Origin of the sequence: Corynebacterium sp. AOP36-E1-14 (genome assembly GCF_052377495.1) — a bacterium.
In the GTDB taxonomy this organism is placed as follows: Bacteria; Actinomycetota; Actinomycetes; order Mycobacteriales; family Mycobacteriaceae; genus Corynebacterium.
In genome coordinates this window covers 82,317-109,093 of the sequence record NZ_JBQSWV010000005.1, presented here as the reverse complement: position 1 = coordinate 109,093, position 26,777 = coordinate 82,317, and the positions used below count along the sequence as shown (strand labels likewise).

The window sequence follows — 26,777 nt, the reverse complement described above, 5'->3', positions numbered from 1 at the left end:
GGAGACCGGACCGACGACTTTCAACCGACATCGTGCTCATGACAACCCTCTTTCCGTGGAAGCAGACCGGATTCCCGGCTTCAGACAAGGACCATGACAGCACCGCGGACGGACATCGACTGATTCCGACGGCACATTCTTCGTCCGTGTGTTCGAAGTTCTGTATCTGCACCCGAAGGTAGCACGGGTGTTCGATGATGTCCACAGCCTTCCCGAATTTTTCGAACACCCTGACCAACGATGTCCGTTCGGTCATGTAAGGTCGGGGACACGACCGGTACAACGAGTCCAGGAGTGGGTCAGATGTCAGAGAAGCAGAAGTCCTCCGTGGGAACCACGGCAGGCAAGCGAAAGCGGGCGAAGGTCACCGAGGCAGGTGCCGCGCTCGACGCAAAGGGGAGGGAGAAGCTTTCCGACCGTCAACGGCGCATCATGGACGTGATCAAGGACGCGACCCGGTTCCGCGGATACCCGCCGAGCATCCGCGAGATCTGCGACGCGGTCGGGTTGAACTCGACCTCTTCGGTGTCCTACCACCTGCGCGAGCTCGAGCGTAAGGGGTACCTGCGCCGCGAGGACAACAAGCCGCGCGCGGTCGACATCAGGGACTTCGAGGACGAGGTCGACAACCGTCCGGGGCCGAAGCCCGCCAACGCCGGCGGTCCTGCGGGGATGCCGGAACCGTCCTTCGTCCCCGTCGTCGGCCAGATCGCCGCCGGTTCGCCCATCCTGGCCGAGGAGCACGTCGAGGCCCACTTCCCTCTCCCCCAGGAACTCGTCGGCGGCGGGGAGCTGTTCCTGCTCCAGGTTGTCGGTGAGTCCATGCGCGACGCGGGCATCTTCAACGGCGACTGGGTCGCCGTGCGCTCCCAGAAGGTCGCCGAACTCGGTGACTTCGTCGCCGCGATGATCGACGGGGAGGCGACGGTCAAGGAGTTCCAGAAGGACGACGCCGGCGTCTGGCTGCTCCCCCACAACGACCTGTTCGAACCCATCCCGGGTGACAACGCCGACATCCTCGGTCGTGTGGTCGCGGTGCTGCGAAAGATCTAGGCACCCCGCAAACCCCACGCAGATAGGCGAAACCCCCGGACAGTCTCCGTCAGAGGTCTCCGGGGGTTTCGCGTGGGTACAGGGTGCGCTAGAGCCCCAGCACGGCTGCGGCGGCGGCCTTGGCCTCCTCGGCACCGTCGGCGTCCAGCGCGGCGGCGGCCATCTCGCGGCACACCGCGAAGTCCACCTCGCCCAGCTGTGCACCCACCGCGGCGAGTGCGGGCGGTGCCGCGGACAGCGAGGTCACACCGAGACCGGCGAGCACGCAGCCCAGCACCGGGTCCGCGGCAGCCTCACCACAGACCCCCACGGCCGTCTTGGTCACCGCACCAGCGCGGCAGGTGGTGTGGACCAGGCGCAGCACCGCGGGCTGCCACGGGTCGGTCAGGTGTGCCAGCGACGCCGACATGCGGTCCGCCGCCATCGTGTACTGGGTCAGGTCGTTGGTGCCGATGGACACGAAGTCCAGGTAGGGCATCATCTTGTCCGCCATCAGCGCAGCCGCCGGAACCTCGATCATCGCGCCTGCCACGAGGCCACGCTCGTGGCACAGCTCGGCGAACCACTTCGCCTCGTAGACGGTGGCGACCATCGGCGCCATCACCCAGGTCTGGGCCGCGGAGTCCTCACGGCCGGACAGCTTCAGCGCCAACGCGATGCCGTCGAGCTGACGCTCGAGGAGCTTCTGGTTCGTCCGCGCGATCCGCAGACCGCGCACGCCGAGGGCGGGGTTCTCCTCGGTCTCCGCCATCACGTAGGGCACCGGCTTGTCCGAGCCGGCGTCGAGCGTCCGGATCACGACCTTGCCCTCCGGGAACGCGGAGAGGACCTCGGCGTAGCGCCGCGCCTGCTCCTCCACGGACGGCTCGGTGGTCTCGCTGAGGAAGCCGAGCTCGGTACGGAACAACCCGATCCCCTCGGCCACGGACTCCGCGGCCTGGCGGGCGGCCGCGCCGTCCTGAACGTTGGCCAGCAGCTGCACCCGGTGGCCGTCGGCGGTCTGTGCCGGGCCGTGCCAGCCACGGACCTTCGAGGCCAGCTCGGCGGCGGCGGTGACCCGTTTCTCCACCTCCGCCGGGTCCACGCCGGTCTCCACGGTCCCCGCCGCACCGTCCACCAGTACCTCGGTGCCGGCACTCACGCCGCGCAGGTTACTCCCCACCGCGACGATGCACGGCAGGTCGAGCTGGCGGGCGATGATCGCGGTGTGGCTCGTCGCACCACCCTTCTCGGTGACCACGGCGATGATCAGCTCAGGGTCCAGCGTGGCGGTGTCGGCCGGGGCGAGGTCGTCGGCGAACAGGATGTGGGGGGTGTCGACGTCCGGAATGCCGGGTTCGGGCTCCCCCCGCAGCTCGGCGATGACACGGTCGCGCACGTCCATCAGGTCGGTCACACGCTCGGCCATCACACCGCCGGCCTTCAGGAACATCTCCACGAAGTCGTCGGTGGCCTGACGGACCGCGTACAGGTTCGTCTGACCTCCGTTGACGGACTTCTTGACCTTCTTCGCCCAGGCACGGTCCTTGGCGATCGCCACCGTCGCCTCGAGCACCTGGCGGGCATTGCCCTCCACGGTCTGCGCGCGGGAGGTCAGGCGCTCCGAGACGGTGTCCACCGCGTCGACGAAGGCCTGGTACTCCGCCTCACGGTCGGCGTCCCCGACCGTCTTGTCCGGGCCGGGCAGCTCCGGACGGTCGGTGACCCACGTGACCGGTGCGAAGACGGTTCCGGGAACTACGGACTTGCCCTTCAGGACGACGGGCTCGCCGTCCGAGGGGGCTGCCGGGGGATTCGTGTCTGCCATAGTGTCTGGTCTCCCACAAATTTTCAGATCGCACGACCTGGTGGACGTCGATGCAACTACCAAGGTCATCTACCGAGGTCTTTTACCGAGGGTCCGACCCCGCGGGGTCGAGGTACGAACGTGATGGACAGGTTCGCCGACCACGATACCCTCTTTCACCCACCCCCCGGGGTCACCCGCCGGGCCATACCCACCCCCGAATCGGCGTTCATCCCTGCGCCACCCCATACAATGCACATCATGAACTCTGAGGAACGTCGCCGCCAGATCGCGTCACTGACCGCGGTCAACGGGCGTGTCACCGTCGTGGAGCTCGCAGAGCGGTTCGCGGTCACCCCTGAAACCATCCGCCGTGACCTCACGGTACTCGACAACGACGGTGCACTGCACCGCGTCCACGGCGGCGCCGTTCCCACCAACACCTTCCAGACCCGTGAGACCCCCATCGAGCTGCGCAGCACCACCTCGACCGAGGCCAAGATCAGGATCGGACGCGCCGCGGCCGACCTCCTGCCGCGCACCGGCACGGTGTTCCTCGACGCCGGCACCACCACCGCGATGCTGGCGCACGCCATCGCCGAGGCAGGACGCCCCGACGACAACCCCTACCGGGGGTTGACGGTGCTCACCAACTTCCTCCCCCTCGCCGTCCGCCTGTCGGCGGCGGGCCTGTCGGACGTCCAGCTCATCGGTGGTCACATCCGCCCCATCACCCAGGCTGTGGTCGGTGACATCGCGTTGCGCACCATCGGTGTCCACCACGCCGACCTCGCCTTCATCGGCACCAACGCCCTGTCCATGGACCACGGCCTGTCGACCGCGGACGCCGAGGAGGCCGCCGTGAAGCGCGCGATGATCGCCAACTCCGACCGGGTCGTCGCGATGTGCGACTCCACGAAGTTCGGCCGCGACTACCTCGTCAGTTTCGCCAACGTGCCGGAGATCGACGTGCTGGTGACCGACGACGCCGCGCCGCGCCAGTATCTAGAGGCCTTCTCCTCCGAGGACGTCAACGTCGTCACGGCATAAGAGGCGGGACGGTCGTGACGGCGCGATCCGGCACAGTTCGGCTACGCTGTCAGGGAGGGCACCACACGCCGGGCACTGCCGGCGGTCAGCGCCCGACCATCATGATCGACGACCTGATAAGGACATTCACAACCATGGCCTCCACTACCGTCACCGTCGGCTCCACCGTGGGCCTGCACGCACGTCCCGCCACCATCATCGCGGAGGCGGCTGCCAACTACGACGACGAGATCCTGCTCTCCCTGCCCGGGGAGGACGACGAGGAACCGTCGGACGCATCCTCCTCGCTGATGATCATGGCCCTGGGTGCCGAGCACGGTGACGAGGTGACCGTCTCGTCCGACAACGCCGAGGCCGTGGAGGCGATCGCCGCGCTGATCACCAAGAACCTCGACGAAGAGTAGGAACAGCGTCGACGGGGGCACCCGTCACCGCAGTCGAGTCCGGCCCCGACACCTGCACGGCAGGTGTCGGGGCCGGTTCTGTCTGGCGCGGCCTCTAGTTGTGGGAGAGGTAGTCCCGCACGGCGGGTTCGCGTCCCTCCCCGACGTTCTCGAACAGCCACCGCAGCAGCGGGTAGCCCACGATGATGCCCACCGAGCCCCAGGCGATGCCCTCGAGCTCGAGCGAGCCGATCTGCAGGGTGAGGTTGCCGATGCCGGCGATCAGGGCCACGGCCGCGGCGGACAGGTTCACCGGGTTGGTCAGGTTGACGTTGTTGTCCTGCCAGATGCGGATACCCAGCAGGCCGATCATGCCGTAGAGCACCATCGTGGCCCCGCCGAGCACGCCGGAGGGGATGGTGTTGATCACGGCACCGAACTTCGGGACGAAGGCCAGCACCATCGCGGTGACCGCGGCCACCCAGTAGGCGGCGGTGGAGTACACCTTCGTCGCCGCCATCACCCCGATGTTCTCGGCGTAGGTCGTGGTGCCGGACCCGCCGAAGCCGCCGGCCAGGGTGGTCGCCAGACCGTCACCGATCAGTGCGGGCCCGGCCTGGTCGTCCAGGTTGCGCTTGGTCATCCCTGCCACGGCCTTGACGTGTCCGACGTTCTCGGCGATGAGCACCACCACGACGGGCAGGGTCAGCAGGACCGCACTGACGTGGAACTCGGGGGTGTGGAAGTCCGGCAGACCGAACCACGCGGCGTCGGAGATGACCTCGCCGGCGTCGTCGGAGATGTTGCCGGTGACCACGGCGAACACCCAGCCGACGACGACACCGATGAGGATCGCCAGCCGGCCGACCATACCGCGTCCGGCGACGGTGATCACCAGGACGGCGAACAGGGTCACCGCGGCGACAAGGGGCTGCTCCTGGAAGTTCGCCGTCGCCGCCGGGGCCAGGTTCAGGCCGATCAGCGCGACGATCGCACCGGTGACCGCCGGGGGCATGACCGCGTCCAGCACGCGCCGTCCGGCGGCCTTGACCAGGACACCGACCAGGATCAGCACGATTCCGGCGACCATCACCCCGCCGAGCTGGGCGGCGAAGCCCTCCGCCTGGGTGGCGGTCAGCGGGGCGATGAAGGCGAAGGAGCTGCCCAGGTAGGACGGCACCCGGTTGCGGGTGATCAGCAGGAACAGGATCGTGCCGATACCGGAGAACAGCAGGGTGGTGTTCACCGGGAAGCCGGTGAGTGCGGGCACCAGCAGCGTGGCGCCGAACATGGCGATCACGTGCTGCATACCGATGCCCACGGTCCGTGGCCACGTCAGCCGCTCCTCGGGGGCGACGACCGCCCCGGGGCGGATCGTGCGGCCGTCCCCGTGGAGCGTCCACCCGAACAGCTTCCCCCGTTCAGGTTCCCCGCCGGGCGCTGACTTCTTCTCCTGCATCTCGTCCATTCGGACGAGCTTATTCTGTCGCCCTGTCGTCCGCGATACGCAGGTCCGCCAGTTCCGCGGCGATCACCCCGGGAAGGCGGACCTCCACGCGGGTGCCGAGCTCGGTGTACTCCTGGTTGAGCACCGTGCCGTACTCGTGCAGGCGGGAGACGACCTCCCCCCGGTCGAAGGGGACCTGCAGGACCACGTGCTCGTCCCGGGAATTCAGGAACAGTTCCAGCCGGCTCTCCAGGGCGGCGATCCCCTCCCCGGTGTGCGCGGAGACGAAGAGCACGTCGTCCAACCGGCTGCGCAGCTCTGCGAGCACCAGCGGGTCGGCCTGGTCGACCTTGTTGATCACCAGGATCTCCGGGGGCGCGGACTCGCCGGTGTCCTCGGCGATCTCGCCGATGACCTTGTTCACCGCGGCGATCTGCTCCATCGGGAAGGGGTCGGAGCCGTCGACGACGTGCAGCACGACGTCGGCGGCCATGACCTCCTCCAGGGTCGAGCGGAACGCCTCGACGAGCTGGGTGGGCAGGAAGCGGATGAACCCGACGGTGTCGGAGAACATCACCGCACGCCCGTCGGCCAGCTCGGCCCGCCGGGTCGTGGGGTCCAGGGTGGCGAACAGGGCGTCCTCCACGAGCACCCCCGCTCCGGTCAGCGCGTTGAGCAGCGAGGACTTGCCGGCGTTGGTGTACCCGGCGATAGCGACCTGGGCCATCGCCGAGGCGTCGCGGCGGCCACGCTGCACGTCGCGGGACTTCTTCATGCCCTGGATCTCGCGGCGCAGGCGCGCCATCTCGCTGCGCAGACGACGACGGTCCGCCTCGATCTTCGTCTCACCGGGGCCACGCAGACCCACACCGCCGTTGGAGCCCGCCCGGCCACCGGCCTGGCGCGACAGTGCGCCACCCCAGCCACGGACGCGGGTGATCAGGTACTCCAGCTGCGCCAGGGCGACCTGGGCCTTGCCCTCCTTGGACTTGGCGTGCTGGGCGAAGATGTCGAGGATGAGCATCGTCCGGTCGATGACCTTGACGTCGAGCGCCTTCTCCAGGGCGATCATCTGCCCGGGGCTGAGCTCGCCGTCGGCGACGACGGTGTCGGCGTTGGTCTCCACCACGATCTGGCGCAGCTCCTCGACCTTGCCGGAGCCGACGTAGGTGCCGGCGTCCGGCTTGTCGCGGCGCTGGTAGAGCATGTCGGTGATTTCCGAGCCCGCGGTCTCCGCCAGGGCGGCGAGCTCGGCGAGACGGGCCTCGATCTGGGCGGTGTTGCCCTCGGTCCACACCCCGACGAGCACCACGCGCTCCAGGCGCAGCTTGCGGTACTCGACGTCGTAGCCGTCGTCCTGCTCGGTGGAGTGGACGTTGGTGCCGCGGGTCAGGCGCCGCAGGCTGGAGCGTTGCTCGAGATCGAGCTCGCCGACGGACGTCTCAGCCGGTTCCGGCGTCTCAGGATTCTGTTGGTTGCTTGTCATTGCCCACCATCTTTCCACGATTCGGGGCCACGGAGTAGAGTCGCACCCATGATTCCGGAACTGAGAAGCGTGGGGTTGGAGTTCAGCCGCTGGCAGGACGCCCTGGAGGCGGCGTACGGGACGGGGGCTCTCCGGGTCACCGGGGAGGTCCGCGACGGCCAGGTCCTGCAGTACGACGACCCCAGCGGTGCCCGCCTGGTGATCCTCGCCGTGCCGCCCTACGGTTCCTTCGCCAGCTTCAGCGGGGGTGCGGAGACCTCCGCGCACCTCAGCATGGTCGACGACATCGTCGGTGTGCTCGACATCGTCGCCGACTCCCCCATGCTGCAGGTCCGCGCCGAGGGCGCCCCGGTGACGGCCTCGCTCACCGCGACCGTCGCCCAGGGCCCGCTGCTGTCCGAGGAGGGGACGCTGACCTATCAGCCGGTGCAGATCACCGCGCTCGCCGCGGACCTCGCGGTCTACCGCACGCGGGACGAGGCCGCACGCGCGGGCGTCCTGCGCGTCGGTTCGGTGGAGTCCACGGGCCTGTCGGACCTGAACTCCGGTGCGGTCGCCCCGCACGCCGGCGCGTCCATCGCCGTGGAGGTCGCCGCCGCGGAGCGTCGTACCGCCGCGCTGACCGGCCAGTCCTTCTGGGTGTGCACGGTGAACGCCCCCTTCGCGTTCACGGTCGTGGTGCCCGCGGGGGAGGAGGACGATCTGCCGGTCGGCACGATCCTCTCCGGCAACGTCCAGTTCACGACCACCGCCGTGGACCCGGCGTCCTGCTCCTCTGGCGGATGCGGCTGCGGGTCAGGAGGCTGCGGAGGATCCTGTGGCTAGAAGCATCTCCAAGGCGCTCGCCGGGGTGGTGGTCGTGGGAGCCCTGTCGTGGCTGCTGATCAGCACACTCGGCCGCTTGGGCGTGCTCATCACCGTGATCCTGGTGGTGGTCGCCGCCGTCGCCGTGGTCCGTCAGGACTCCGAGCGCGAGATCGCCGCGCTGAAACGCTCGATCGACCTCTCCGCCACCGACATCGCCACGATCCTGGACGACTGGGACGAGTTCCGGTTCTCCAACGACCCCGCACGGGTCCGCGACCGGCAGCTGCACCGCCCCGAACTGTGCGCGGCACGGTCCGAGGTCTCCAGCGTGGCACGGTTCCACGCCGCGGCCGCGTCGTGCGAACGTTTCCTGCGCCACCTGCCGGAGCAGACGACGTCACTGTCCACCGTGGCAACCCTGACCGAGCTGCTGCACGAGACCGACCAGCGCGCGCTCAGCCTGCAACGGCTGTGGGAGCGCGCCCGTCAGGACTCGGTGCATTCCCGGTACTGACGGGGTTACCCCGGATAACCCTAGCCGCGCTCCACGGTGACCGAGGTGGTGAACACCAGCCGCGAGGGCCCGCGCAGCACCGCGGGCACCTGGTTGCCCTCTGCGTCCTGCCCCACCGTCACCGCGACCTCCCCGCCGGGGATGACCACGCGCACCGTCCGTGACCACGCACCGTCCTCACCCGACCGATCTGCAGCGTCCACAGCAGCCACGGCGGCCACAGCGGCGGCCACCGTCCCGGTGCCGCAGGACAGCGTCTCCCCCACACCCCGTTCGTGCACGCGCATGTGCACCGTGTCGTCCTGCAACGCGGTGACCAGCTCCAGGTTCACCCCGTCGGGGAAGACACCCTCGTCGTAGCCGGGTGCCTGGTCGACCGGCAGCGCGGCCAGCGCGTCCGGCGTCAGCCCGGGCACCACGCACGCCAGGTGCGGGTTGCCCATGTCCACGCCGACACCCTCGTAGGACGCCCCGGCGAGCGTGGCGCTGGAACGCCCGGTCACCCGCGGCACCCCCATGTCCACGCTGACCTCGGCGTCGGTGTCGTCCACCGAATGGATTCGCACGTCGCGGCGTCCGGCCCGCGTGCCGACCGGCACGGTGCCGTCGGCCGAGCGGTCGTCCTCGCCGACCAGCGACAACGCGCTCAGGGCGTGGGCGAACACCCGCACACCGTTGCCGCACATCTCCGCCACCGAACCGTCGGCGTTGCGGTAGTCCATGAACCAGTCGCCGTCGCGCACCCCCTCGGGACGCTGCTCCAACACCCCGGCGGCCAGCAGCGCACCGGTGGTGGCGATGCGGATCACCCCGTCCGCCCCGATGCCGCGGTGACGGTCGGCGAGCGACTGCACGAGCTCCTCGCTGAGGTCCACCGTCGCCTCCGGGTCCGGGACCAGGATGAAGTCATTGCCGGTGCCGTGACCCTTGATTAACTCGATCTGCCTGCGCTCAACCATGCCGCAGAGTCTAGTCGCCGTAGCACTCGGCCACGATCTACCGCATGAACTACCGCACGATCTCGTGCACGACCTGGCGGGTGACGTCCGGGTCGGCAGCGTCGAACCAGCGGATACGCGGGTCCCGCTTGAACCAGGCCCGCTGCCGCCGGGCGTAACGGCGCGTCCCGCTCACCGTGCGCTCCACGGCCTCGTCCAACGTGAGTTCGCCGGCGAGGTGGTCGAGCACCTGCGCGTAGCCGATCGCCTTACCCGCGGTGGAGTCACGCACCAGGCCCTGCGCCACCAGGCCACGGACCTCGTCGACGAGCCCGAGGTCGAACATCTGGTGGACGCGCGTCTCCAGACGGGGGTTCAGCCAGTCCGCCTGCGCGGCCAGACCGATGATCACCGTGTCCCAGCGCGTCGGCCGGTCACTCGGCGGCAGGGACGCGGCGAAGGGGCGCCCGGTGAGTTCGATGACCTCCAGGGCCCGCACGGTACGCCGGGAGTCCCGTGCCTCGATCGTGTCCGCGGCCTGCGGGTCCTTCTCCGCGAGCTGACCGTGCAACGACTCAACCCCCACCCGGTCGAGTTCACGCTCCCACCGGGCACGCACCGCCGCATCGGTGGGCGGGAGCTCCCACTCGTCCAGGAGTGCCTGCAGGTACATCATCGACCCACCGACGATCACCGGGACCCGTCCCCGGGCGGCCACGTCCTCGACGTCGGCGATGGCGGCGTCGCGGTAGCGCGCGACCGAGGCGGTCTCGGTGACGTCCAGGACGTCGAACTGGTGGTGCGGGATCCCCCGTCGTTGCTCCGGCGGCAGCTTCGCCGTGCCGATGTCCATGCCGCGGTAGAGCTGCATGGAGTCGATGTTGACGACCTCCCCGTCGACGGCCTCCGCCAGCGCCAACGCCGTCTCCGACTTCCCCGACCCGGTGGGCCCCACGATCGCCACCGGGCGGGGGCGTGGTTGTGCTGCACTCATGTCGGAGCAGTCTACGGCGGGTCTGCCATAATGTCAGGTAGCCCACTCCACCGACCGAAGGACCCCCGATGAACGTCCCCAAGCCCGGACCCAAGCCAGGTGCCCGGCCCGGTGCCACGCCCGGACCCAAGCCAGGTGCCCGGCCCGGCGCCGCCTCTGCCGGCACCACCGTCGCCCCGTCCACGAAGGACGCCGCGGCGCACGGACGCATCGACGACGACGGGGTCGTGTGGCTGACGGTGGACGGCGCGGAGCGCCGTATCGGCGAGTGGAAGGCCGGCAGCGTCGAGGAGGGACTTGCCCACTACGCCCGCCGCTTCGCCGACCTCGCCACCGAGGTGGAGGTCCTCGCCGCGCGTCTGGGCACCCACCCGGAGGAGTTCGCCCGCGTGCGTACCGACGCGACCCGCCTGCAGGACGGCCTGGCCGACGCCGGTGTCCTGGGGGACCTCGCGCGGCTGGACCGTCGACTCACCGAGATCGTCACCACCGCCGGCCAGGTGGAGGAACGCCTGGCCGAGCGTCGCGGGGAACTCGTCGCCGAGGCCGAGCGCATCGCCGCCGACGGCGAGGACTGGAAGGCCGACGGCGACCGGCTGCGCGCCATCGGCGACCAGTGGAACGCCGCCGGCGGTGACAGGGCCGCCGACAAGGCCCTGGCCAGCCGGCTGCGCGCGGCCCGCGGGACGTTCAAGGAACGCCGCGACGGCCACTTCGCCGACCTCGACCGCCAGCGCGACAGCGTCCGGCGTCGCAAGGAGGACCTGGTCAAACGCGCCGAGGCACTGCAGAACTCCACGGACTGGAACGAGACCGCCCGGGCCTACCGCGACCTGATGGCCGAATGGAAGGCCGCCGGACGTGCCCGCCGCGCCGACGACGACCGGCTGTGGGCCCGGTTCCGCGGCGCGCAGGACGTCTTCTTCGGCGCCCGCGACGAGGACAACCGCCGCAAGGACGAGCAGTTCGCCGGCAACGCCGAAACCAAGCAGGCCCTCCTCGACGAGTACGACGGCCGCATCGACCCGCAGGTTGACCTCGACCGGGCCCGCGAAGTGCTGCGCGAGCTGCAGGAGAAGTGGGACGAGGTCGGCTACGTGCCGCGCGACCGGGTCAAGGAGTTCGACGAGAAGCTCGGTGCCCTGGAGTCCCGCGTCAGTGACTTCGCCGAGCGTCAGTGGCGCCAGACCGACCCCGAGGCCGAGGCACGCGTGGCCCAGTTCCAGGCCCGGGTCGACCAGCTCACCGCGGACGCCGAGGCCGCCGAGAAGGCCGGACGCCACAAGAAGGCCGAGGACCTGCGCGGCCAGGCCGAGCAGTGGCGCTCGTGGGCGGCGACCGCGGCAGAGGCCGCCGCCGACTCCGGACAGGACTAGGCACAGCTCCTGCCCGGTTCCCGTGGGACGGGTCTCCCCCACGCACGCAGCAACCCCGGAGGTCGGTCACACCGACCTCCGGGGTTGCTCGCTGGTTGGGGCTAGTCTTCGGTGTCCCCGGTGTCCTTGGCCACGTCGTGGCGTTGACGCCTGGCGCGGACCTTGTCGCGTCGGTCGTCGACGACCTCGGCCTCCTGCTGGGGCTCCAGGCCGGTGCGCAGCACGAGCTGGGCCGCCCGCGACTCCTCGTCACGCCCGGCCTCCTCACGGCGGCGGGCGGCGATGGCCTTCTGCACCGCACCACGGCGCAGCAACCGGCTCGACAGGGTGATGAAGATGAGCACCATCGCGATGAACCCGAGGATCAGACCGATCCCGGGGCCGTCGCCCGGCTCTGTCGGCGGACGGGACTGCCGCATCCCGATCGCCAGGACACCGTAGACCCAGCCGATACCGGTCAGCGTCCAGTTCACCCAGGTGACCAGCGCGGAGCGGGAGATCACCGTACCCAGGGTCAGCAGCACACCACCGACGAGCGCGAGCCAGGCGTAGACCCGCTCCGGCAGCGTGGTGACGAACGTCTGCGCCAGGTCGGAGAACAGCAGCACGTCGTAACCGTGGACCTCCCCGGAGTGCGGGAGGAAGAGCGAGACGAGGACGACCACCGCCCCGAACACCAGCACCGGCAGCGACGACCCCAGCACGATGGTTCCGGACGCGCGACGCTCCGCCACGGCGAGATCTCCGCCGGCGCTGCGCTCCAGCTCCTCGACGTGCTTGTTGAGGGCCTCCACGCGGCGCTTGTTCAGCGCCTCGCGGCTCTCCGGCTCCTGGGCCCTCTTCACTCCGTCAGTCTTCCTACTCACAACCGCAGCCTCCGTCCTGAACTCCCGATGTCGCCGGAGCGGCGGGTGCCGACGGCCTTCCGATCCCCGGCAGGCCGAGGCCGACGCCGGCTCCCGCCTGCCCGACCGGGCCCGTGGTGGGCACGGAACCGGCCTCCGCCATGTCCCCCGCCTTCGTCCGACGGTGCGAGTGCACACCGGAGTCGGCGATGAGGAAGTGCGGTGCCGAGGAGGTCACGGTGACCTCCACGACGTCCCCGGGACGCACGGCCTCGTCGCCCGGGGCGAAGTGGACGAGCCGCCCGTCGCGGGAGCGTCCGGACATGCGCTGCGTGCGGGCGTTCTTGCGTCCCCCACCGTCCTGCACGAGCAATTCGACGCGCCGGCCGACCTGGGCGGCGTTGTCCTCGCCGCTGATGCGCTCCTGGAGCCGTTCGAGACGCTCGTAGCGGTCCTGCACCACCGACTTGGGGATCTGGTCGGACAGGGACGCCGCCGGCGTCCCCGGGCGCGGGGAGTACTGGAAGGTGTAGGCGCTGGTGAAGCGGGACTCCTCGACGACCCGCAGGGTCTCCTGGAAGTCCTCCTCGGTCTCACCGGGGAAACCGACGATGAGGTCGGTGGTGATCGCCGCGTCCGGCATGCGCTCACGGACCTTGTCGAGGATGCCGAGGAACTTCTTCGAGCGGTAGGACCGGCGCATGGCCTTGAGGATCCGGTCGGAGCCCGACTGCAGCGGCATGTGCAGCTGCGGGCAGACCACCGGGGTCTCGACCATCGCGTCGATGACGTCGTCGGTGAACTCCGCCGGGTGGGGGCTGGTGAAGCGCAGACGCTCGAGGCCCTCGATCTCACCGCAGGCGCGCAGCAGCTTCGAGAAGGCGCTGCGGTCACGTTCGACGGAGGGGTCGGAGAAGTTCACCCCGTAGGCGTTGACGTTCTGCCCGAGCAGCGTGACCTCGGTGACACCCTGGGCGACCAGGGCCTCGACCTCCGCCAGGACGTCGCCCGGGCGACGGTCCTGCTCCGCACCGCGCAGCGAGGGCACGATGCAGAACGTGCAGGTGTTGTTGCAGCCCACCGACACACTCACCCAGCCGGCGTAGGTCGACTCACGCTTGGCCGGCAGCACGGAGGGGAACTGTTCCAGCGAGTCGACGATCTCCACCTCGGCGCGCCGGTTGTGCTCGCTGCGCGACAGCAGGGTGGGCAGCGACCCCATGTTGTGCGTACCGAAGACCACGTCCACCCACGGGGCCTTGTCGACGACGGTCTGCTTGTCCTTCTGCGCCATGCAGCCGCCGACCGCGATCTGCATGCCCGGATGGCCGTCCTTGACCTCCTTGAGCTGGCCGAGCGTGCCGTAGAGCCGGTTGTCGGCGTTCTCCCGGACCGCGCAGGTGTTGAACACCACGACGTCCGGCGTCGAGCCACCACGCACCGGCACGTAGCCGGAGTCCTCGAGCAGTCCGGAGAGTCGCTCCGAGTCGTGGACGTTCATCTGGCAACCGAAGGTGCGGACCTCGTACGTTCGGTTGTTCCGGTTGTCAGGCCGGGTCATTTCTGCAGTACTACGGGATTCAACCACGGTCCCCGAGTGTAGTGCAGCACCCCCGCCAGGCCCTAAGAACACCCGCGTCAACGGCCCGGGAACTGCACATTCGCCGGTATTAACGGAATCGTAACGTGATACAAGCCTCAGCGGGTTCCCCGTCATGGCGCAACTAACACTAGACTTCTCGCATGACAGTTCAAGAGAATGCATCGAGCATGATCACCCTCACCGGGGTGAACAAGTATTTCGGAGACTTCCAGGCCCTGAAGGACATCAACCTGGACATCCCCTCAGGCCAGGTCGTGGTGGTGCTGGGGCCGTCCGGTTCCGGCAAGTCGACCCTGTGCCGGACGATCAACCGGTTGGAGACCATCGACACCGGGGAGATCCGGATCGACGGCGAACTCCTCCCCGAGGAGGGTAAGGACCTGGCCCGGCTGCGTTCCGAGGTCGGCATGGTCTTCCAGTCCTTCAACCTGTTCAGCCACATGACGATCCGCGACAACGTCACCCTGGCACCGGTGAAGGTGCGAAAGACCTCCAAGTCAGACGCATCGAAGGCCGCCGACCGCCTCCTGGACCGCGTCGGCATCGCCGTGCAGGCCGACAAGTACCCCGCCCAGCTCTCCGGCGGGCAGCAGCAGCGCGTGGCCATCGCCCGCGCCCTGGCGATGGAGCCGAAGGTCATGCTCTTCGATGAGCCGACCTCCGCCCTGGACCCCGAGATGATCAACGAGGTCCTCGACGTGATGGCCGGCCTCGCCGCCGAGGGCATGACCATGGTCGTGGTCACCCACGAGATGGGCTTCGCCCGCCGCGCCGCCGACCGGATCCTGTTCATGGCCGACGGCGCCATCGTCGAGGACACCGACCCGGAGACCTTCTTCACCAATCCCGAGTCCGACCGGGCCAAGGACTTCCTGGCGAAGATCGTCGGGCACTAGGGAGGGGAGGAAGATGAAAACCGAGAACAGAAAACCCCGGTCGGTCGCCCCGCGGCGGGCCGGCCTGCTGCGACGGGTCACCGCCGCGGTCCTCGTCGTCGCCGGTGCCGCCACCATGACCTCCTGCGGGAGCTCCGAGCCGCGTTCCCTGCTTGACGACATCGAGAACGGCAGCGTGACCCTGGGCACCAAGTTCGACCAGCCCGGACTCGGCGAGCGCACGCCGGACAAGGAGTTCGTCGGCATGGACGTCGACGTCTCCCGCTACGTCGTCGAGTTCATCGCCGACAAGAACGGGTGGGACGTCCCCGAGATGGAGTGGCGCGAGACGCCGTCCTCCCAGCGCGAGACCCTGATCAACAACGGCGAGGTCAACATGATCGCCGCCACCTACTCCATCAACGCCGGACGCCTCGCCGCCGTCGACTTCGCCGGCCCCTACATGGTCACCCACCAGGGCCTGCTGATCGAGGCCGAGACCGGCATCACCGGACTGGAGGACGTCAAGGACGGCATGCGGCTGTGCTCGGTCTCCGGCTCCACCCCCGCGCAGAAGGTCAAGGAGGCCCTGCCCGGTGTGCAGCTCCAGGAGTTCGACACCTACGCCGCCTGCGCCGAGGGTGTGAAGCAGGGCGTGGTGGACGCCCTGACGACCGACGCGACGATCCTCGCCGGCTTCGCCCAGCGCTACAAGGAGCGCTACGACGACGACTTCCGCGTGATCCAGCTGCAGAACCCGGACGGCTCCTTCTGGACCGACGAGCACTACGGCATCGGCCTGCCCAAGGGCGACGGCGCCGACCGCGAGGCGGTCAACGAGGCCCTGGAGGAGATGTACGACTCCGGCGCCTTCGACCAGATCGTCAAGGACAACCTGGGCGAGGACTTCGAGATCGGGTCGAAGCCCGACATCGGCGACCTCTCGTTCACCGAAGACTAGAACCACACCTGAAAGGAAGGGAGGTACCGACATGAATCCCGATCTCTGGGCCGAGATGGGCCCACAACTGTTGTCCGTCTTCTGGATGACGATCAAACTCGCGTTCTGGTCTGCCATCGGTGCGTTGATCCTGGGAACGATCCTCACCGCGATGAGGGTCTGCCCGGTCGGCATCCTGCGTACGGTCGCCACGGTCTACATCAACACCGTGCGAAACACCCCGCTCACACTGATCGCACTGATCATGTCGCTGGGGCTCTACTACCAGCTGAACCTGCTGCTGGCCTCGAACTCCAGCCCCAACTTCATCGAACAACAGAACTTCCGCCTGGCGGTCCTGGCGTTCATCCTCTACACCTCGACCTTCGTGGCCGAGTCGCTGCGTTCCGGCATCAACACCGTGCCCTTCGGCCAGGCCGAGGCGGCGCGCTCCCTGGGGCTGAGCTTCACCCAGAACTTCCGGCACGTCGTGCTGCCCCAGGCCTTCCGCGGGGCCATCGTCCCGCTGGGCAACACGTTGATCGCCCTGATCAAGAACACGACCATCGCGTCGGTCATCGGCGTGGGTGAAGCCTCACTGCTGATGAAGACCATGACGGAGAACTACGCCAGTGACCTGTTCATCATCGCCGGCATCATTGCCGCCGGCTTCATCGTCCTCACCCTCCCGACCGGCCTGTTCTTCGGCTGGGCCGGCAAGCGTTGGGCGGTGAAGCGCTGATGTCCACACGTGCAACAGTCCTCTACGACGCCCCCGGCCCCAAGGCGGTCCGGTTCAACCGGGTGCTCACGGTCGTCACCGTGGTCCTCCTGCTGCTGATCCTGGCCTTCGTGCTGGTGAAGCTCAATGACGGCGGACAGCTCGACAAGGCCAAGTGGGAGATCTTCTTCTACGGCAACACCTGGACGACCTACATCCTGCCGGGTCTGTTCTGGACCTTCGCCTCGGCGATCCTCTCGATCGTCCTGTCCCTGGTCTTCGGCGCGGTGTTCGGTATCGCCCGACTGTCCACGATCGCCCCGGTGCGCTGGTTCGCCGGTGTGGTGGTCGAGTTCTTCCGCTCGATCCCGGTGCTCGTGCTGATGATCTTCACCTACGCCTTCTTCGGCCACTACGCCGTCTTCCCGTCGACCTACCTGGGCTTCGCGGCCGTCGTGACTTCGCTGACCCTGTACAACGGGTCGGTGATCGCCGAGATCCTGCGTTCCGGCATCGAGTCGCTGCCCAAGGGCCAGTCCGAGGCGGCCTCCGCGCTGGGCCTGTCTTGGGGTCAGATGATGCGCAAGATCCTGCTCCCCCAGGCGGTGGCGGCCATGCTGCCGGCGATCGTCTCGCAGATGGTCATCGCACTGAAGGACTCCGCGCTTGGTTACGGCGTGAACTTCGTCGAGGTCGTGCGTTCCGGCCGTCAGCTCGGTGAGTTCTACGGCGCGATGCTCCCGGCACTGCTCGTGGTGGCGGCGATCATGATCATCATCAACTTCGGGCTCTCGAAGTTGGCCGAGCGCATGGAGCAGCAGCTGCGTGCCGGTCGCGCCCGCCGCAACATCGCGGCCAAGGTCCCCCACCAGAAGGACCAGGGGCTCGAGACCAAGGACTCGGTGAATGTCGACTGGCATGCCGAAGGTCACAAGGACCTGAGGTCGACCACCGACTAGCGGTCCTCTCCCCCGAGTTCCTCGATCCTCAGGTCGAGGGCACGGCGGGCCCGGGTGAGGCTCCTGCCCTCCGGGAATCCCCGCCTGGCGGCCACCCCGACGATTCGTCGCAGGTGTCGCTCGTAGTCCCGACGGTCGGCGGGCACCGTGGTCACGGTGCCCGCCTTCTTCGTCACCAGGTTGTCGAGGATGGCCTCCTGGTCGGCTTCGTCGACCTGTGACAGCGCTTCCTCGATGAGGTGGCCTGCCACGCCTTTCGTCACGAGTTCGCGGCGCAGCACGCTGACGGACTTGCGCTGGTTGTGCTGACGCTGGCGTACCCACTCGTTGGCGAAGCGGGCGTCGTCGACCATGCCGTTGGCGATGCACCGCTCGACGACGAGCTCCACCAGGTCGGGGTCGACGGTCTCCCCGTCCGCGCCCGAGGTCTCGGCGAGGCGTCCCCTGAGTTCGGAGACCGAGCGGTCACGGTGGCTGATCAGCCGGGTGGCCTTCGACTTCAGCGGTGCGAGACGCTCCTCGAGACTCTCGTCGATGATCTCCTCACCGGTCTCGCCACGCTGCACCGCGGCGATGGCAGCCTGCAGCTGCTCGATCCGGTCGGACGCGCTGGAGTCGGACGTGCTGGAGTCGGACGCAGACACCGGAGTACTCCCGTCTAGTCGTCTTCCTCGTCATCGAACGTGGGGACCACGCTGATCGGCACGTTGTCCGGGTCCTCGATGCCCGGGACGTCCATGGCGGCGGACTCCGTCTCCGCCTCGGGGGCCTCGGTACCCTTGGCTGCGGCGTAGGGGCCGACCTGGAGGGTACGCATGATGCCGTCCTCGATCTCGGAGGACAGGTCCGGGTTGGCCTTGAGGAACTCGCGGGCCTTCTCCTTGCCCTGGCCCAGCTGGTCGCCCTTGTAGGTGTACCAGGAGCCCGACTTCTTCACGAGCCCGTTGTCCACGCCCAGGTCGATGATCGAGCCCTCTCGCGAGACACCCTCACCGTAGAGGATGTCGAACTCGGCGATCTTGAACGGCGGGGAGACCTTGTTCTTCACGATCTTCATCTTGGTGCGGTTACCCACCGCGTCCTGCCCGTCCTTCAACGTCTGGATACGGCGCACGTCACAGCGCACCGAGGCGTAGAACTTCAGGGCCTTACCACCGGTGGTGGTCTCCGGGGAGCCGAACATCACGCCGATCTTCTCGCGCAGCTGGTTGATGAAGATGGCGGTCGTGCTCGTCTGGTGCAGTGCACCGGTCATCTTGCGCAGCGCCTGGCTCATCAGCCGGGCCTGCAGACCGACGTGGCTGTCACCCATGTCGCCGTCGATCTCGGCCTTCGGGGTCAGCGCGGCCACGGAGTCGACGACGATGATGTCGATGGCGCCGGAACGCACGAGCATGTCGGCGATCTCGAGGGCCTGCTCACCGGTGTCCGGCTGCGAGACCAGGAGGTTGTCCGTGTCCACGCCCAGCTTCTTCGCGTAGTCCGGGTCCAGGGCGTGCTCGGCGTCGACGAAGGCGGCGATGCCGCCGGCCTTCTGCGCCTCGGCGATGGCGTGCAGCGCCACGGTCGTCTTACCCGAGGACTCCGGGCCGTAGATCTCGACGACACGTCCACGCGGGAAACCGCCGAGGCCCAGAGCCACGTTGATCGCGATGTTTCCCGAGGAGATCACCTGGATCGGGGGACGGTTGTCGTCGCCGAGACGCATCACCGCGCCCTTGCCGAAGTCCTTCTCGATCTGCGACATCGCCAGGTCGAGTGCCTTCTGGCGGTCAGCACCTGCGTTGCCGTTCCCGCTCTTCTTCTTGGTGGCCATGTGCCCTCATTTCCGTTCTCGTTCTCGGCGCTGCCGGTGTGCAGCGCCCCGTGGACCTCACCCTGAGACCTCTACCGGTACAGAAGTCCCCGTACAGGAGAGACTCGCCAGGCACCTCCCGGGGTTCCCTGGGGAGGCCGTCGGCGTCACTGACTATTTCTACCGCACCGAGTGGACACTACAGACAATACACGAACCTGTGTTCGAGAGAAGTCGACACGCCCCGACATTGCGGTGGCCCACCCCTCCCCGCACACAGGTGCCGTCACAGGTCCTCACCGAGCCGACGCTCGGAGGGGACCTCGAAGTCGTCGCACAGCGACAGCCAGACCTCCCTGAGATCGTGCCCCTGTTCGATCAGTTCGGCGGGCGTCTCCCCGAGCCCCGCGAGGACGTGGCTCCCGGCGATCCAGCTACCGAACGAGTCGCCGAACTCTCCCTGGACCAACCGGTCGAACTCCGTACGTCGCATGGCCCATACGCTAACAGACGCACCCGTCCCACCCCGGTCTTGAACGGCGTACAAGCCACGGGCTAGAGTTCTTCACATGGCGAACTCATCAACCCGCCCGGCCGACACCGCCGACTCGGCCGATTCAGCCGCCCCGAACAATCGGGGCGGTCGACGGTCCACGGCCACCGACATCGCCCTGATGGCGACCTTCGCCGCCCTGATCATCGTGCTCGGCGCGGTGACGATCCCGGTCGGCTCCCTCGGTGTCCCGATCGTGCTGCAGAACATGGGCGTCGCCCTGACGGCGATGATCCTCGGCTGGAAGCGCGGCGGCCTCGCCGTGCTGCTCTTCATCTCCGTCGGCTTCCTCGGCGTGCCGAACATGGCCGGCTGGAAGCCCGCGTTGGCCGCCGTCGCCGGCCCCACGGTGGGCTACATCGTCGGTTACGTCGTCTCCGCCGTCGTCATCGGCGCCATCGCCCAGCTCGCACCGCGTCGCCATGCCGCACGCGTCGGTGTCTTCATCGTCGCCGGACTCGTCGGTGTCTGCGTGCAGTACCTGTGCGGCAGCATCGGCCTGATGCTGCGCGCGGGGATGGACTTCACCGGCGCACTGGTCTCCAACGCACCGTTCATCCCGGGTGACATCGTCAAGATGGTGGTCGCGGCCCTCATCGCCGCCGCCGTCCTGCGGGCCGTCCCCGACCTCGCACCGTCCGCACGCCGACGGGACAGGTCCGGGGCCGCCGCATGACCGTCACCTACGACAGGGCCGGCGTCGTCGTCGACGGATCCACGCTCCTGCACCCGGTGACCCTGGATCTCACCGAGCAACGTGTCAGCGTCATCGGCGCCAACGGCTCCGGCAAGTCGACCCTGATCAGGATGATCAACGGCCTGACCCCCGCCACCTCCGGGACGGTGGAGGTCGACGGCGTCCCCGTCGGACGCCGCGGGCGCAAGGTACGCGGTGCCGTGGGTTTCCTCTTCTCCGACCCCGACAACCAGATCATCATGCCCAGCGTGGCCGAGGACGTCGCCTTCTCACTGCGCGGTTCCGGGTTGTCCCGTACGCAGATCGCCGAACGGGTCGCCGAGTCCCTGCGTGCGGTGGGGCTGGAGGGCAAGGACGAGCAGTCCCCGCACCTGCTGTCCGGCGGCGAGAAGCAGATGCTCGCGCTCGCCTCGATCACCGCACTGTCGCCACAGGTCGTCGTCGCCGACGAGCCGTCCTGCCTGCTCGACCTGGTCAACCGCAACCGGTTGCGCCGCACCCTGGACTCCCTGGAGCAGCAGGTCATCACCGTCACCCATGACCTGGAGCTCGCCGCCGACGCCGAGCGGACGATCTGCGTCGACGACGGCAGGATCGTCGACGACGGTGCCCCGGACGACGTGATCGCCGCCTACGTCCGCCGGATGTCGGAGGTGGGCTGCCGGTGATCAGCCCCTCCCGTGTGCCCCTCGGCGTCTACTCGCCGGGGACGTCCCCGGTCCACCGCGCAGCGCCCGGGGTGAAGCTGGCCGTGCTCAGCGTCTTCCTCGTGGCCTCCGCCGTGCTGGTCGACTCCTGGGTAGGGGGAACTGTCTGCATCGCCCTGGTCCTCCTCGTGGCACTCATCGCCCGCATCCCCCCACGGCTGCTGGTACGTCAGCTCAGCGGCGCACTGCCGTTACTGGTGTTCCTCGGGTTGATGCTGTGGTGGCGCACCGACGTCCAGCAGGCGGCGACCATGGTCACCGTCCTGTTCTCCGCCGTCGGCGGGGCGGTGGTGCTCACCCTCACCACCCGGGTGTCGGAGATGATGGCCACCTTCGAGCGGATGCTCGCCCCCTTCGCCCGGTTCGGCGTCCCGGTCGACCAGGTGAGCCTGGCGCTCACCCTCACGCTGCGACTGATCCCTCTGCAGGTCCAGGCGGTCAACGACGTGCTGGACGCCCGGCGTGCCCGAGGGTCACGCTCCGCAGCGGTGTCGCTGACCGCCTTCGGCGTGCCCGTCGTGGTCAGGACGATCCTGCGTGCCCGTTCCATTGCCGACGCACTGCGTGCGCGCGGCGCGGCGGACTGACGGCCCCCACCACTACGGCGCCGAGATCTCCCCGGCGGCCCGCCGCGGCACCGTCTTGACCTCGACACCACCCATCACGGCGATGCCGCGCACCCGCACCACGGGTGCGTCGGGCGGCAGATCACGTTCGCGTAGTCGGACCGACCTGGACCGAGCGCTGCCGAAGCCACCCATCAACCCGAACCCGTGCTCGACCACCCGGACGTCCTCCGGGACCAGGATCTGCACGCCGCCCATCACCGCGGTGACGGTGACGACGGTCTCCGGGGACTCGAAGACGGCATTCCTCAGGTCAAGCAGCGCGCCTCCCATCACGACGACCACCCGGTGGGCCCGAGCACAGGCCCACTCCCCCTTCTTGTCCACCCCGGACATCACCGCGACCGACCACGCCGAGCCCGGTACCCCGGTGACCCTGGCGTCGCCGGACGTGGCGAGTGCCGACCCCGGCGGACGGACGGGCGAGGCGCCCGCGTTGCGGCGGGACGTGCCCGCGACGACGGCCATCGGATCGACGACGAGGTCGTCGAGCAGTGCGGCGAGGTCCGCGCGCGAACCAACGCTCCACGCGGCCGCGCAACGTTCGTCAAACTCCCCCAGGTCGATCTGCCCGCGGGCGGTTGCCTCGGACAATTCAGCGAGGACGCGCTCCCTGTCCACGGTCGAGGCCCGCAGCGCATGTCCCCCGTCGCCACGGGCCTCCCCGCGTGCCTCCCTACGGGAGCTGTCGTCGGGCGGGGTCACCATGTGACGAAGCCTACTCCCCCCGGAGCTCGCGCATCTTCTGTGCGACGGCGTCGTTATTCACCGACTGTGCCTGGGTTTGCCCCTGGTTGATCGCCTGCTGCGAGCCCGAGCCGGACACGGCGTTCTGTCCGGAGTTTCCGCCACCCATCTCCGCACGCAGCTGCTCCAGGCGGGAGTGACCGGCCATGTGCACGCCGGCCTGCTCGACCTCTGCCATCCGGCCCTGCACGGAGTTCTCCGCCAGCTCGGCCTGGCCGAGGGCGTTGGAGTAACGGCGTTCGATCTTCTCGCGGACCTGGTCCAGGTTCGGCGAGTCCGCACTGGCGGCCCGGTCCATGGACTGCAGCGAGTCCGCAACCTTCTCCTGCATCTTCGCCTGCTCGAGCTGGCTGAGCAGCTTGGTGCGCTCGGACACCTTCTGCTGCAGCTGCATCGAATTGCGCTCCACGGCCTTCTTGGCCTGGTCCGCCTGCTGCAGCGACTGGTCGTGCAGCTGCTTCATGTCCTCGACCGACTGCTCGGCGGTGACGAGCTGGGCGGCGAAGGCCTCGGCGGCGTTCTCGTACTCCACGGCCTTCTGGTTGTCGCCCTCGGACCGGGCCTTGTCCGACAACGTCAACGCCTGCTTGGTGTTGGACTGGAGCTTCTCGATCTCCGCGAGCTGACGGTTCAGCTTCATCTCCAGCTGACGCTGGTTGCCGATGACGGCCGCCGCCTGCTGCGACAACTGACGGTGCTGGTTCTGCGCCTCACGGATGGCCTGCTCGATCTGCACCTTCGGGTCGGCGTTCTCCTCGATCTTCGAGTCGAACAGCGCCATGAGGTACTTCCAGGCCTTAGAGAACGGGTTTGCCATGAGTCTGAACGTCTCCTTCGGACGGGGCGATGAGGTCGCAGGGTCGGTGCGTGACAGCTAGATGTCAACCACGAAAGTATATCAGCGCGCGGCGGCGGACACCGGCTCGACCGGGGTGGCGGCGGTCAGTTCCGCCGCAGCCGCGTCGAACGCCATCATCGCAGCGGCCTCGATGATCACCTGGGACACCCGGATCCCCAGGGCCACGCACACACTCGCCAACAGCTCCGAGGAGACCTCCTTGCGGCCCCGCTCCAGCTCGGAGAGGTAGCCGGGGCTCACGTTGGCGGCCACGGCCAGTTCCCGCAGCGTGCGGTGGGAGTCCTCACGGAAGCCGCGCAACGTCGCGCCGAGGGCCTCACGCAGGAGGGGTTCGGCGAGCGTCGTGGACACTGCGTCCACGCCCGCCAGGTCGACGTCGGGTCTTTCTTTCTCGAGTACCGAAGTGTGCTTTGCCATTACCGTCTCCAACGGTTGGGGGTCCGTTTTTGTTCCCGCCAAGTCTAGACTACGACGACCGCGGCGTCCTGCCTTCGCGACGAGCCGGACGGGCCGGAGCGTCTCAGAGATCGTCGGCGACCGCGCTGAGCGCGTCCAGTGCGTCCACCGCGTCAATCGCGAGGGAGAGCGCGCGGGACGCGGCGGCGGCGCGCACGTCGCGCCGCGAGGGCCCCGTGGGTCCCGGGGAGCCGAGGTCGGCCTCCGTCAGTGACACGACGTGGTCGATGGCCTCCTCCCCGGCACGAGGGGCGAACCACACTGCCACGTAGACCTCACCGACCGGGTGTCCGTCCTGACTGTCCGGCCCTGCCACGCCCGTCACACCGAGGCCGATGTCGGCACCACAACGGGTGGCCGCGCCGCGGGCGAGCTGCCGGGCGACGTCCGGGTCCACCGGTCCCCTGGCGTCGAGCAATTCCTCATCCACGCCGGCCAGGCTGGCCTTGAGGTCGGTGGCGTAGACCACGAGACCTCCACGCAGCACCGCCGAGGCGCCGGGGATGTCCGCCACCGTCGAGGCGATCGCCCCTGCCGTCAGGGACTCCGCGGTGGCCACCGTGAACCCGGCGGACGTCGCGGCGGTCACCAGTCGACGCGCCAGGATCCCCGGCAGCGCCGAGCCCCCTGCCTCAGGCATGTGCGGCACCTGGGGCACCGTCGGCACCGGCACGGTTACGCGAATCCAGCAGGTACTGCACCCCGGTGACCACAGTCACCAGCACGGCCAGGCCCACGAGCGGGTACGTCAGCCAGTTCGTCCACTCCGGCAGCGGGGCGATCACCATGGCGACCGCGAGCGTCTGCAGGACCGTCTTCAACTTGCCGCCCTTGGAGGCCGGCACGACCTTGCCCCGACGGGCCAGGACCATGCGCCACACCGTGATACCCAGCTCGCGGACCACGATCACCACCGTGACCCACCACCACAGGTCGCCGAGGATGTTCAGCGAGACCATCGCCGAGATCATCAACGCCTTGTCGGCGATGGGGTCGGCGAGCTTGCCGTAGTCGGTGATCACCTCGTAGCGCCGAGCGAGGAACCCGTCCAGCTGGTCGGTCGCCATCAGCACGCAGAAGGCAACCAGGGCCCACCACCGCAGGGCGTGGTCGAGGTCCCGCTCGCCCTGCAACGGCCCTGCCGCGATGAGCAGCCACACGAACACCGGGATCAGGATGATCCGCACGGTGGTCAGGACGTTGGGGAGGTTGAACCGGTGGACGGCGCGACCGAACTGCGACCGCCGCGCACCGGTCATGGTGCCGTGGGGGCCGCGATCGTCACTGTTCTGCATCTCGTGCTGAGTCTCTTGCACCCTTCACATCCTACCCAGTACGGCCGTCGGGGGTAACACCGACGGGGCCCGACATCAGCGGTTGCCAGCGGACTCTACGGAGGTCCCGGAGTCTTCCTCGGTCGCGTCCGCCTCGCCGTCCGCCTCGCCGTCGTCCTTGCCCGCGTCGTGGCGCGACTTCAGCAGGCTGGCGATCACCGTCACGGCCAGGACGCCGACGATAACGATCAGCGACGTCACCGTCTCCACCTCGGGGGCACCCAGCACCGGCTCGCCACCGTTGATGAACGGCAGGCCGTTCTCGTGCAGGGCGTGCAGGATCAGCTTTGCACCGATGAAGGCCAGGATCACGCCCAGGCCGTAGGGCAGGTACACCAGGCGGTCGAGCAGTCCGTCCAGCAGGAAGTACATCTGGCGCAGACCCAGCAACGCGAAGGCGTTGGTGGTGAACACGATGTAGGGCTCCTGGGTGATGCCGTAGATCGCCGGGATGGAGTCCAGTGCGAACATCAGGTCCGTCATGCCGATCGCCACCAGGCAGACCAGCAGGGGCGTCACGGCGAACTTGCCGAGCCGACGCACAAACAGCTTGTCACCGTGGTACTCGTCGGCCACGGGAACGGCCTTGTTCAGCGTCTTTATCAGCTTCATGTCGCTGGGGTCCTTCTCCGGCTTGTCGGAGACCTCGTCGCGGACCACGCTGAACGCCGTCCACAGCAGCCAGATGCCGAAGATGTAGAACACGTCCGACCAGGCGTCGATGGCGGCGGCACCGAAGGCGATGAAGATACCGCGGAAGACCAGCGCCAGGGCGATGCCGATCAGCAGCACCTTCTGCTGGTACTCCCGCGGCACCTTGAACGTGCCCATGATCAGGGCGAAGATGAAGAGGTTGTCCACACTCAACGCCTTCTCCGTGACGTAGCCGGTGAAGAACTCCACCCCGTGGACGTGGGGGTCGCCGGGCTCACCCCAGGTGAACCAGAGGAACACCCCGAAGCAGCAGGCCAGGGCGACGTAGAACAGGCTCCACCAGGCAGATTCCTTGATGGTGGGGGCGTGGGGGGTACGCACGTGGGCGTAGAAGTCGAAGACGAAGAATCCTACGATCACCACGATGGTGATGATCCAGGTGAGGGCGTTAACTTCCATGACGGGTCGAAACCTCCGGTCGGCTAGGTGGACCGGAGGTCTCCCCCACCACCAGCAGTGTCACTCCTGGTGGCCGGCACGACCGGGGACCGATGACGGTCGCCGTGTTGACG

Annotated in this window: 29 protein-coding genes; 13 read left to right on the top strand and 16 right to left on the bottom strand. The window is 68.5% G+C overall.

Translation table 11 applies throughout. The features are described from left to right. Positions 1-303: 303 nt before the first annotated feature. Complete coding sequence (gene lexA, locus ACT3TD_RS03980; RefSeq protein WP_301442364.1) at positions 304-1,053, top strand: transcriptional repressor LexA; 750 nt, start codon at positions 304-306, stop codon at positions 1,051-1,053. Positions 1,054-1,141: 88 nt separating this feature from the next. Here the strand turns inward: lexA and ptsP are convergent, their stop codons facing one another. Beyond that, the gene (gene ptsP / locus ACT3TD_RS03975; RefSeq protein WP_301442363.1) at positions 1,142-2,860 is read right to left on the bottom strand and encodes a phosphoenolpyruvate--protein phosphotransferase; all 1,719 of its coding nucleotides are present in this window, start codon (positions 2,858-2,860) and stop codon (positions 1,142-1,144) included. 240 nt (positions 2,861-3,100) lie between these two features. Between ptsP and ACT3TD_RS03970 the strand changes: the two genes are divergently transcribed. After that, positions 3,101-3,889 (top strand): DeoR/GlpR family DNA-binding transcription regulator, encoded by a 789-nt coding sequence (locus ACT3TD_RS03970; RefSeq protein WP_441579561.1) that lies wholly within the window; start codon positions 3,101-3,103, stop codon positions 3,887-3,889. Positions 3,890-4,023: 134 nt separating this feature from the next. Further along, positions 4,024-4,293, top strand: a complete 270-nt coding sequence (locus tag ACT3TD_RS03965) for an HPr family phosphocarrier protein (protein WP_441579562.1) — start codon at positions 4,024-4,026, stop codon at positions 4,291-4,293. 94 nt (positions 4,294-4,387) lie between these two features. Here the strand turns inward: ACT3TD_RS03965 and ACT3TD_RS03960 are convergent, their stop codons facing one another. Together ACT3TD_RS03960 and hflX are read right to left on the bottom strand one after the other, a co-directional pair. Beyond that, positions 4,388-5,731 carry a uracil-xanthine permease family protein gene (locus ACT3TD_RS03960; RefSeq protein ID WP_301443578.1) on the bottom strand — a complete coding sequence of 448 codons (1,344 nt, stop codon included), beginning with the start codon at positions 5,729-5,731 and terminating at the stop codon, positions 4,388-4,390. 19 nt (positions 5,732-5,750) lie between these two features. Further along, on the bottom strand, positions 5,751-7,205 hold the full coding sequence (gene hflX / locus ACT3TD_RS03955; protein ID WP_301443573.1) for a GTPase HflX: 1,455 nt from the start codon (positions 7,203-7,205) through the stop codon (positions 5,751-5,753). 48 nt (positions 7,206-7,253) lie between these two features. Between hflX and ACT3TD_RS03950 the strand changes: the two genes are divergently transcribed. Continuing rightward, a complete protein-coding gene (locus ACT3TD_RS03950) occupies positions 7,254-8,030 on the top strand; it encodes a hypothetical protein (protein ID WP_301443574.1) in 777 nt (258 codons plus the stop codon). Beyond that, positions 8,023-8,526 carry a hypothetical protein gene (locus tag ACT3TD_RS03945; protein ID WP_301443575.1) on the top strand — a complete coding sequence of 168 codons (504 nt, stop codon included), beginning with the start codon at positions 8,023-8,025 and terminating at the stop codon, positions 8,524-8,526. Before ACT3TD_RS03950 ends, ACT3TD_RS03945 begins: the two co-directional genes overlap by 8 nt. Positions 8,527-8,546: 20 nt before the next feature. On the opposite strand, the gene dapF is transcribed toward ACT3TD_RS03945, so the two are convergent. After that, positions 8,547-9,485 (bottom strand): diaminopimelate epimerase, encoded by a 939-nt coding sequence (dapF, locus tag ACT3TD_RS03940; RefSeq protein WP_301443576.1) that lies wholly within the window; start codon positions 9,483-9,485, stop codon positions 8,547-8,549. Positions 9,486-9,534: 49 nt separating this feature from the next. After that, positions 9,535-10,458, bottom strand: a complete 924-nt coding sequence (gene miaA / locus ACT3TD_RS03935) for a tRNA (adenosine(37)-N6)-dimethylallyltransferase MiaA (protein WP_441579563.1) — start codon at positions 10,456-10,458, stop codon at positions 9,535-9,537. Between the two features lie 68 nt (positions 10,459-10,526). Here miaA and ACT3TD_RS03930 point away from each other — a divergent pair, with 68 nt between their 5' ends. Next, positions 10,527-11,834 carry a DUF349 domain-containing protein gene (locus ACT3TD_RS03930; RefSeq protein WP_441582080.1) on the top strand — a complete coding sequence of 436 codons (1,308 nt, stop codon included), beginning with the start codon at positions 10,527-10,529 and terminating at the stop codon, positions 11,832-11,834. A gap of 101 nt (positions 11,835-11,935) precedes the next feature. On the opposite strand, the gene ACT3TD_RS03925 is transcribed toward ACT3TD_RS03930, so the two are convergent. Beyond that, positions 11,936-12,679 (bottom strand): Rv2732c family membrane protein, encoded by a 744-nt coding sequence (locus ACT3TD_RS03925; RefSeq protein WP_301443262.1) that lies wholly within the window; start codon positions 12,677-12,679, stop codon positions 11,936-11,938. Between the two features lie 13 nt (positions 12,680-12,692). Next, on the bottom strand, positions 12,693-14,240 hold the full coding sequence (miaB, locus tag ACT3TD_RS03920; protein ID WP_301443263.1) for a tRNA (N6-isopentenyl adenosine(37)-C2)-methylthiotransferase MiaB: 1,548 nt from the start codon (positions 14,238-14,240) through the stop codon (positions 12,693-12,695). Positions 14,241-14,449: 209 nt separating this feature from the next. On the opposite strand from miaB, the gene gluA reads away from it, so the two are divergent. Genes gluA through ACT3TD_RS03900 form a run of 4 tightly spaced genes read left to right on the top strand, consistent with a single transcriptional unit; the run spans position 14,450 to position 17,777 of the window. Continuing rightward, positions 14,450-15,178, top strand: coding sequence for a glutamate ABC transporter ATP-binding protein GluA (gene gluA / locus ACT3TD_RS03915; RefSeq protein ID WP_301443268.1), 729 nt, complete (start codon positions 14,450-14,452; stop codon positions 15,176-15,178). A 13-nt stretch (positions 15,179-15,191) separates the two neighbouring features. Then, a complete protein-coding gene (locus tag ACT3TD_RS03910) occupies positions 15,192-16,118 on the top strand; it encodes a glutamate ABC transporter substrate-binding protein (RefSeq protein ID WP_441588167.1) in 927 nt (308 codons plus the stop codon). 31 nt (positions 16,119-16,149) lie between these two features. Continuing rightward, positions 16,150-16,839, top strand: a complete 690-nt coding sequence (locus ACT3TD_RS03905; RefSeq protein ID WP_301443265.1) for an amino acid ABC transporter permease — start codon at positions 16,150-16,152, stop codon at positions 16,837-16,839. Next, complete coding sequence (locus tag ACT3TD_RS03900; protein ID WP_301443266.1) at positions 16,839-17,777, top strand: amino acid ABC transporter permease; 939 nt, start codon at positions 16,839-16,841, stop codon at positions 17,775-17,777. Before ACT3TD_RS03905 ends, ACT3TD_RS03900 begins: the two co-directional genes overlap by 1 nt. On the opposite strand, the gene ACT3TD_RS03895 is transcribed toward ACT3TD_RS03900, so the two are convergent. The 3 genes from ACT3TD_RS03895 to ACT3TD_RS03885 all read right to left on the bottom strand — a co-directional run bounded on the left by ACT3TD_RS03895 (position 17,774) and on the right by ACT3TD_RS03885 (position 20,065). Further along, positions 17,774-18,421 carry a regulatory protein RecX gene (locus tag ACT3TD_RS03895; RefSeq protein ID WP_441578752.1) on the bottom strand — a complete coding sequence of 216 codons (648 nt, stop codon included), beginning with the start codon at positions 18,419-18,421 and terminating at the stop codon, positions 17,774-17,776. The two genes, ACT3TD_RS03900 and ACT3TD_RS03895, sit on opposite strands and share 4 nt — an antisense overlap. Before the next feature lie 14 nt (positions 18,422-18,435). Continuing rightward, positions 18,436-19,593: a recombinase RecA gene (gene recA, locus ACT3TD_RS03890; RefSeq protein WP_441578751.1), complete on the bottom strand. Its 1,158-nt coding sequence runs from the start codon at positions 19,591-19,593 to the stop codon at positions 18,436-18,438. 265 nt (positions 19,594-19,858) lie between these two features. After that, positions 19,859-20,065 carry a DUF3046 domain-containing protein gene (locus ACT3TD_RS03885; protein WP_301443434.1) on the bottom strand — a complete coding sequence of 69 codons (207 nt, stop codon included), beginning with the start codon at positions 20,063-20,065 and terminating at the stop codon, positions 19,859-19,861. A gap of 181 nt (positions 20,066-20,246) precedes the next feature. On the opposite strand from ACT3TD_RS03885, the gene ACT3TD_RS03880 reads away from it, so the two are divergent. From ACT3TD_RS03880 to ACT3TD_RS03870, 3 genes are read left to right on the top strand one after another with little or no spacing between them, the layout of a single operon-like run. After that, a complete protein-coding gene (locus tag ACT3TD_RS03880) occupies positions 20,247-20,801 on the top strand; it encodes a biotin transporter BioY (protein WP_301443441.1) in 555 nt (184 codons plus the stop codon). Then, the gene (locus ACT3TD_RS03875; RefSeq protein WP_301443435.1) at positions 20,798-21,490 is read left to right on the top strand and encodes an energy-coupling factor ABC transporter ATP-binding protein; all 693 of its coding nucleotides are present in this window, start codon (positions 20,798-20,800) and stop codon (positions 21,488-21,490) included. Before ACT3TD_RS03880 ends, ACT3TD_RS03875 begins: the two co-directional genes overlap by 4 nt. Then, positions 21,487-22,116, top strand: a complete 630-nt coding sequence (locus tag ACT3TD_RS03870; RefSeq protein ID WP_441578750.1) for an energy-coupling factor transporter transmembrane component T family protein — start codon at positions 21,487-21,489, stop codon at positions 22,114-22,116. The genes ACT3TD_RS03875 and ACT3TD_RS03870 overlap by 4 nt, the downstream gene beginning before the upstream one ends. A 12-nt stretch (positions 22,117-22,128) precedes the next feature. Here the strand turns inward: ACT3TD_RS03870 and ACT3TD_RS03865 are convergent, their stop codons facing one another. The 6 genes from ACT3TD_RS03865 to ACT3TD_RS03840 all read right to left on the bottom strand — a co-directional run bounded on the left by ACT3TD_RS03865 (position 22,129) and on the right by ACT3TD_RS03840 (position 26,664). After that, positions 22,129-22,863, bottom strand: a complete 735-nt coding sequence (locus ACT3TD_RS03865) for a DUF1707 SHOCT-like domain-containing protein (protein WP_441578749.1) — start codon at positions 22,861-22,863, stop codon at positions 22,129-22,131. A gap of 10 nt (positions 22,864-22,873) precedes the next feature. Continuing rightward, entirely contained in the window at positions 22,874-23,719 is an 846-nt protein-coding gene (locus ACT3TD_RS03860) for a PspA/IM30 family protein (RefSeq protein WP_441578748.1), read from the bottom strand. Positions 23,720-23,800: 81 nt separating this feature from the next. Then, positions 23,801-24,178, bottom strand: a complete 378-nt coding sequence (locus tag ACT3TD_RS03855) for a helix-turn-helix domain-containing protein (RefSeq protein WP_301443439.1) — start codon at positions 24,176-24,178, stop codon at positions 23,801-23,803. Positions 24,179-24,281: 103 nt separating this feature from the next. After that, complete coding sequence (locus tag ACT3TD_RS03850; RefSeq protein ID WP_441578747.1) at positions 24,282-24,857, bottom strand: CinA family protein; 576 nt, start codon at positions 24,855-24,857, stop codon at positions 24,282-24,284. Next, complete coding sequence (gene pgsA / locus ACT3TD_RS03845; protein WP_301443442.1) at positions 24,850-25,476, bottom strand: CDP-diacylglycerol--glycerol-3-phosphate 3-phosphatidyltransferase; 627 nt, start codon at positions 25,474-25,476, stop codon at positions 24,850-24,852. The genes ACT3TD_RS03850 and pgsA overlap by 8 nt, the downstream gene beginning before the upstream one ends. Before the next feature lie 111 nt (positions 25,477-25,587). Continuing rightward, positions 25,588-26,664 carry a TerC family protein gene (locus ACT3TD_RS03840; RefSeq protein ID WP_444614704.1) on the bottom strand — a complete coding sequence of 359 codons (1,077 nt, stop codon included), beginning with the start codon at positions 26,662-26,664 and terminating at the stop codon, positions 25,588-25,590. Positions 26,665-26,777: the final 113 nt, after the last annotated feature.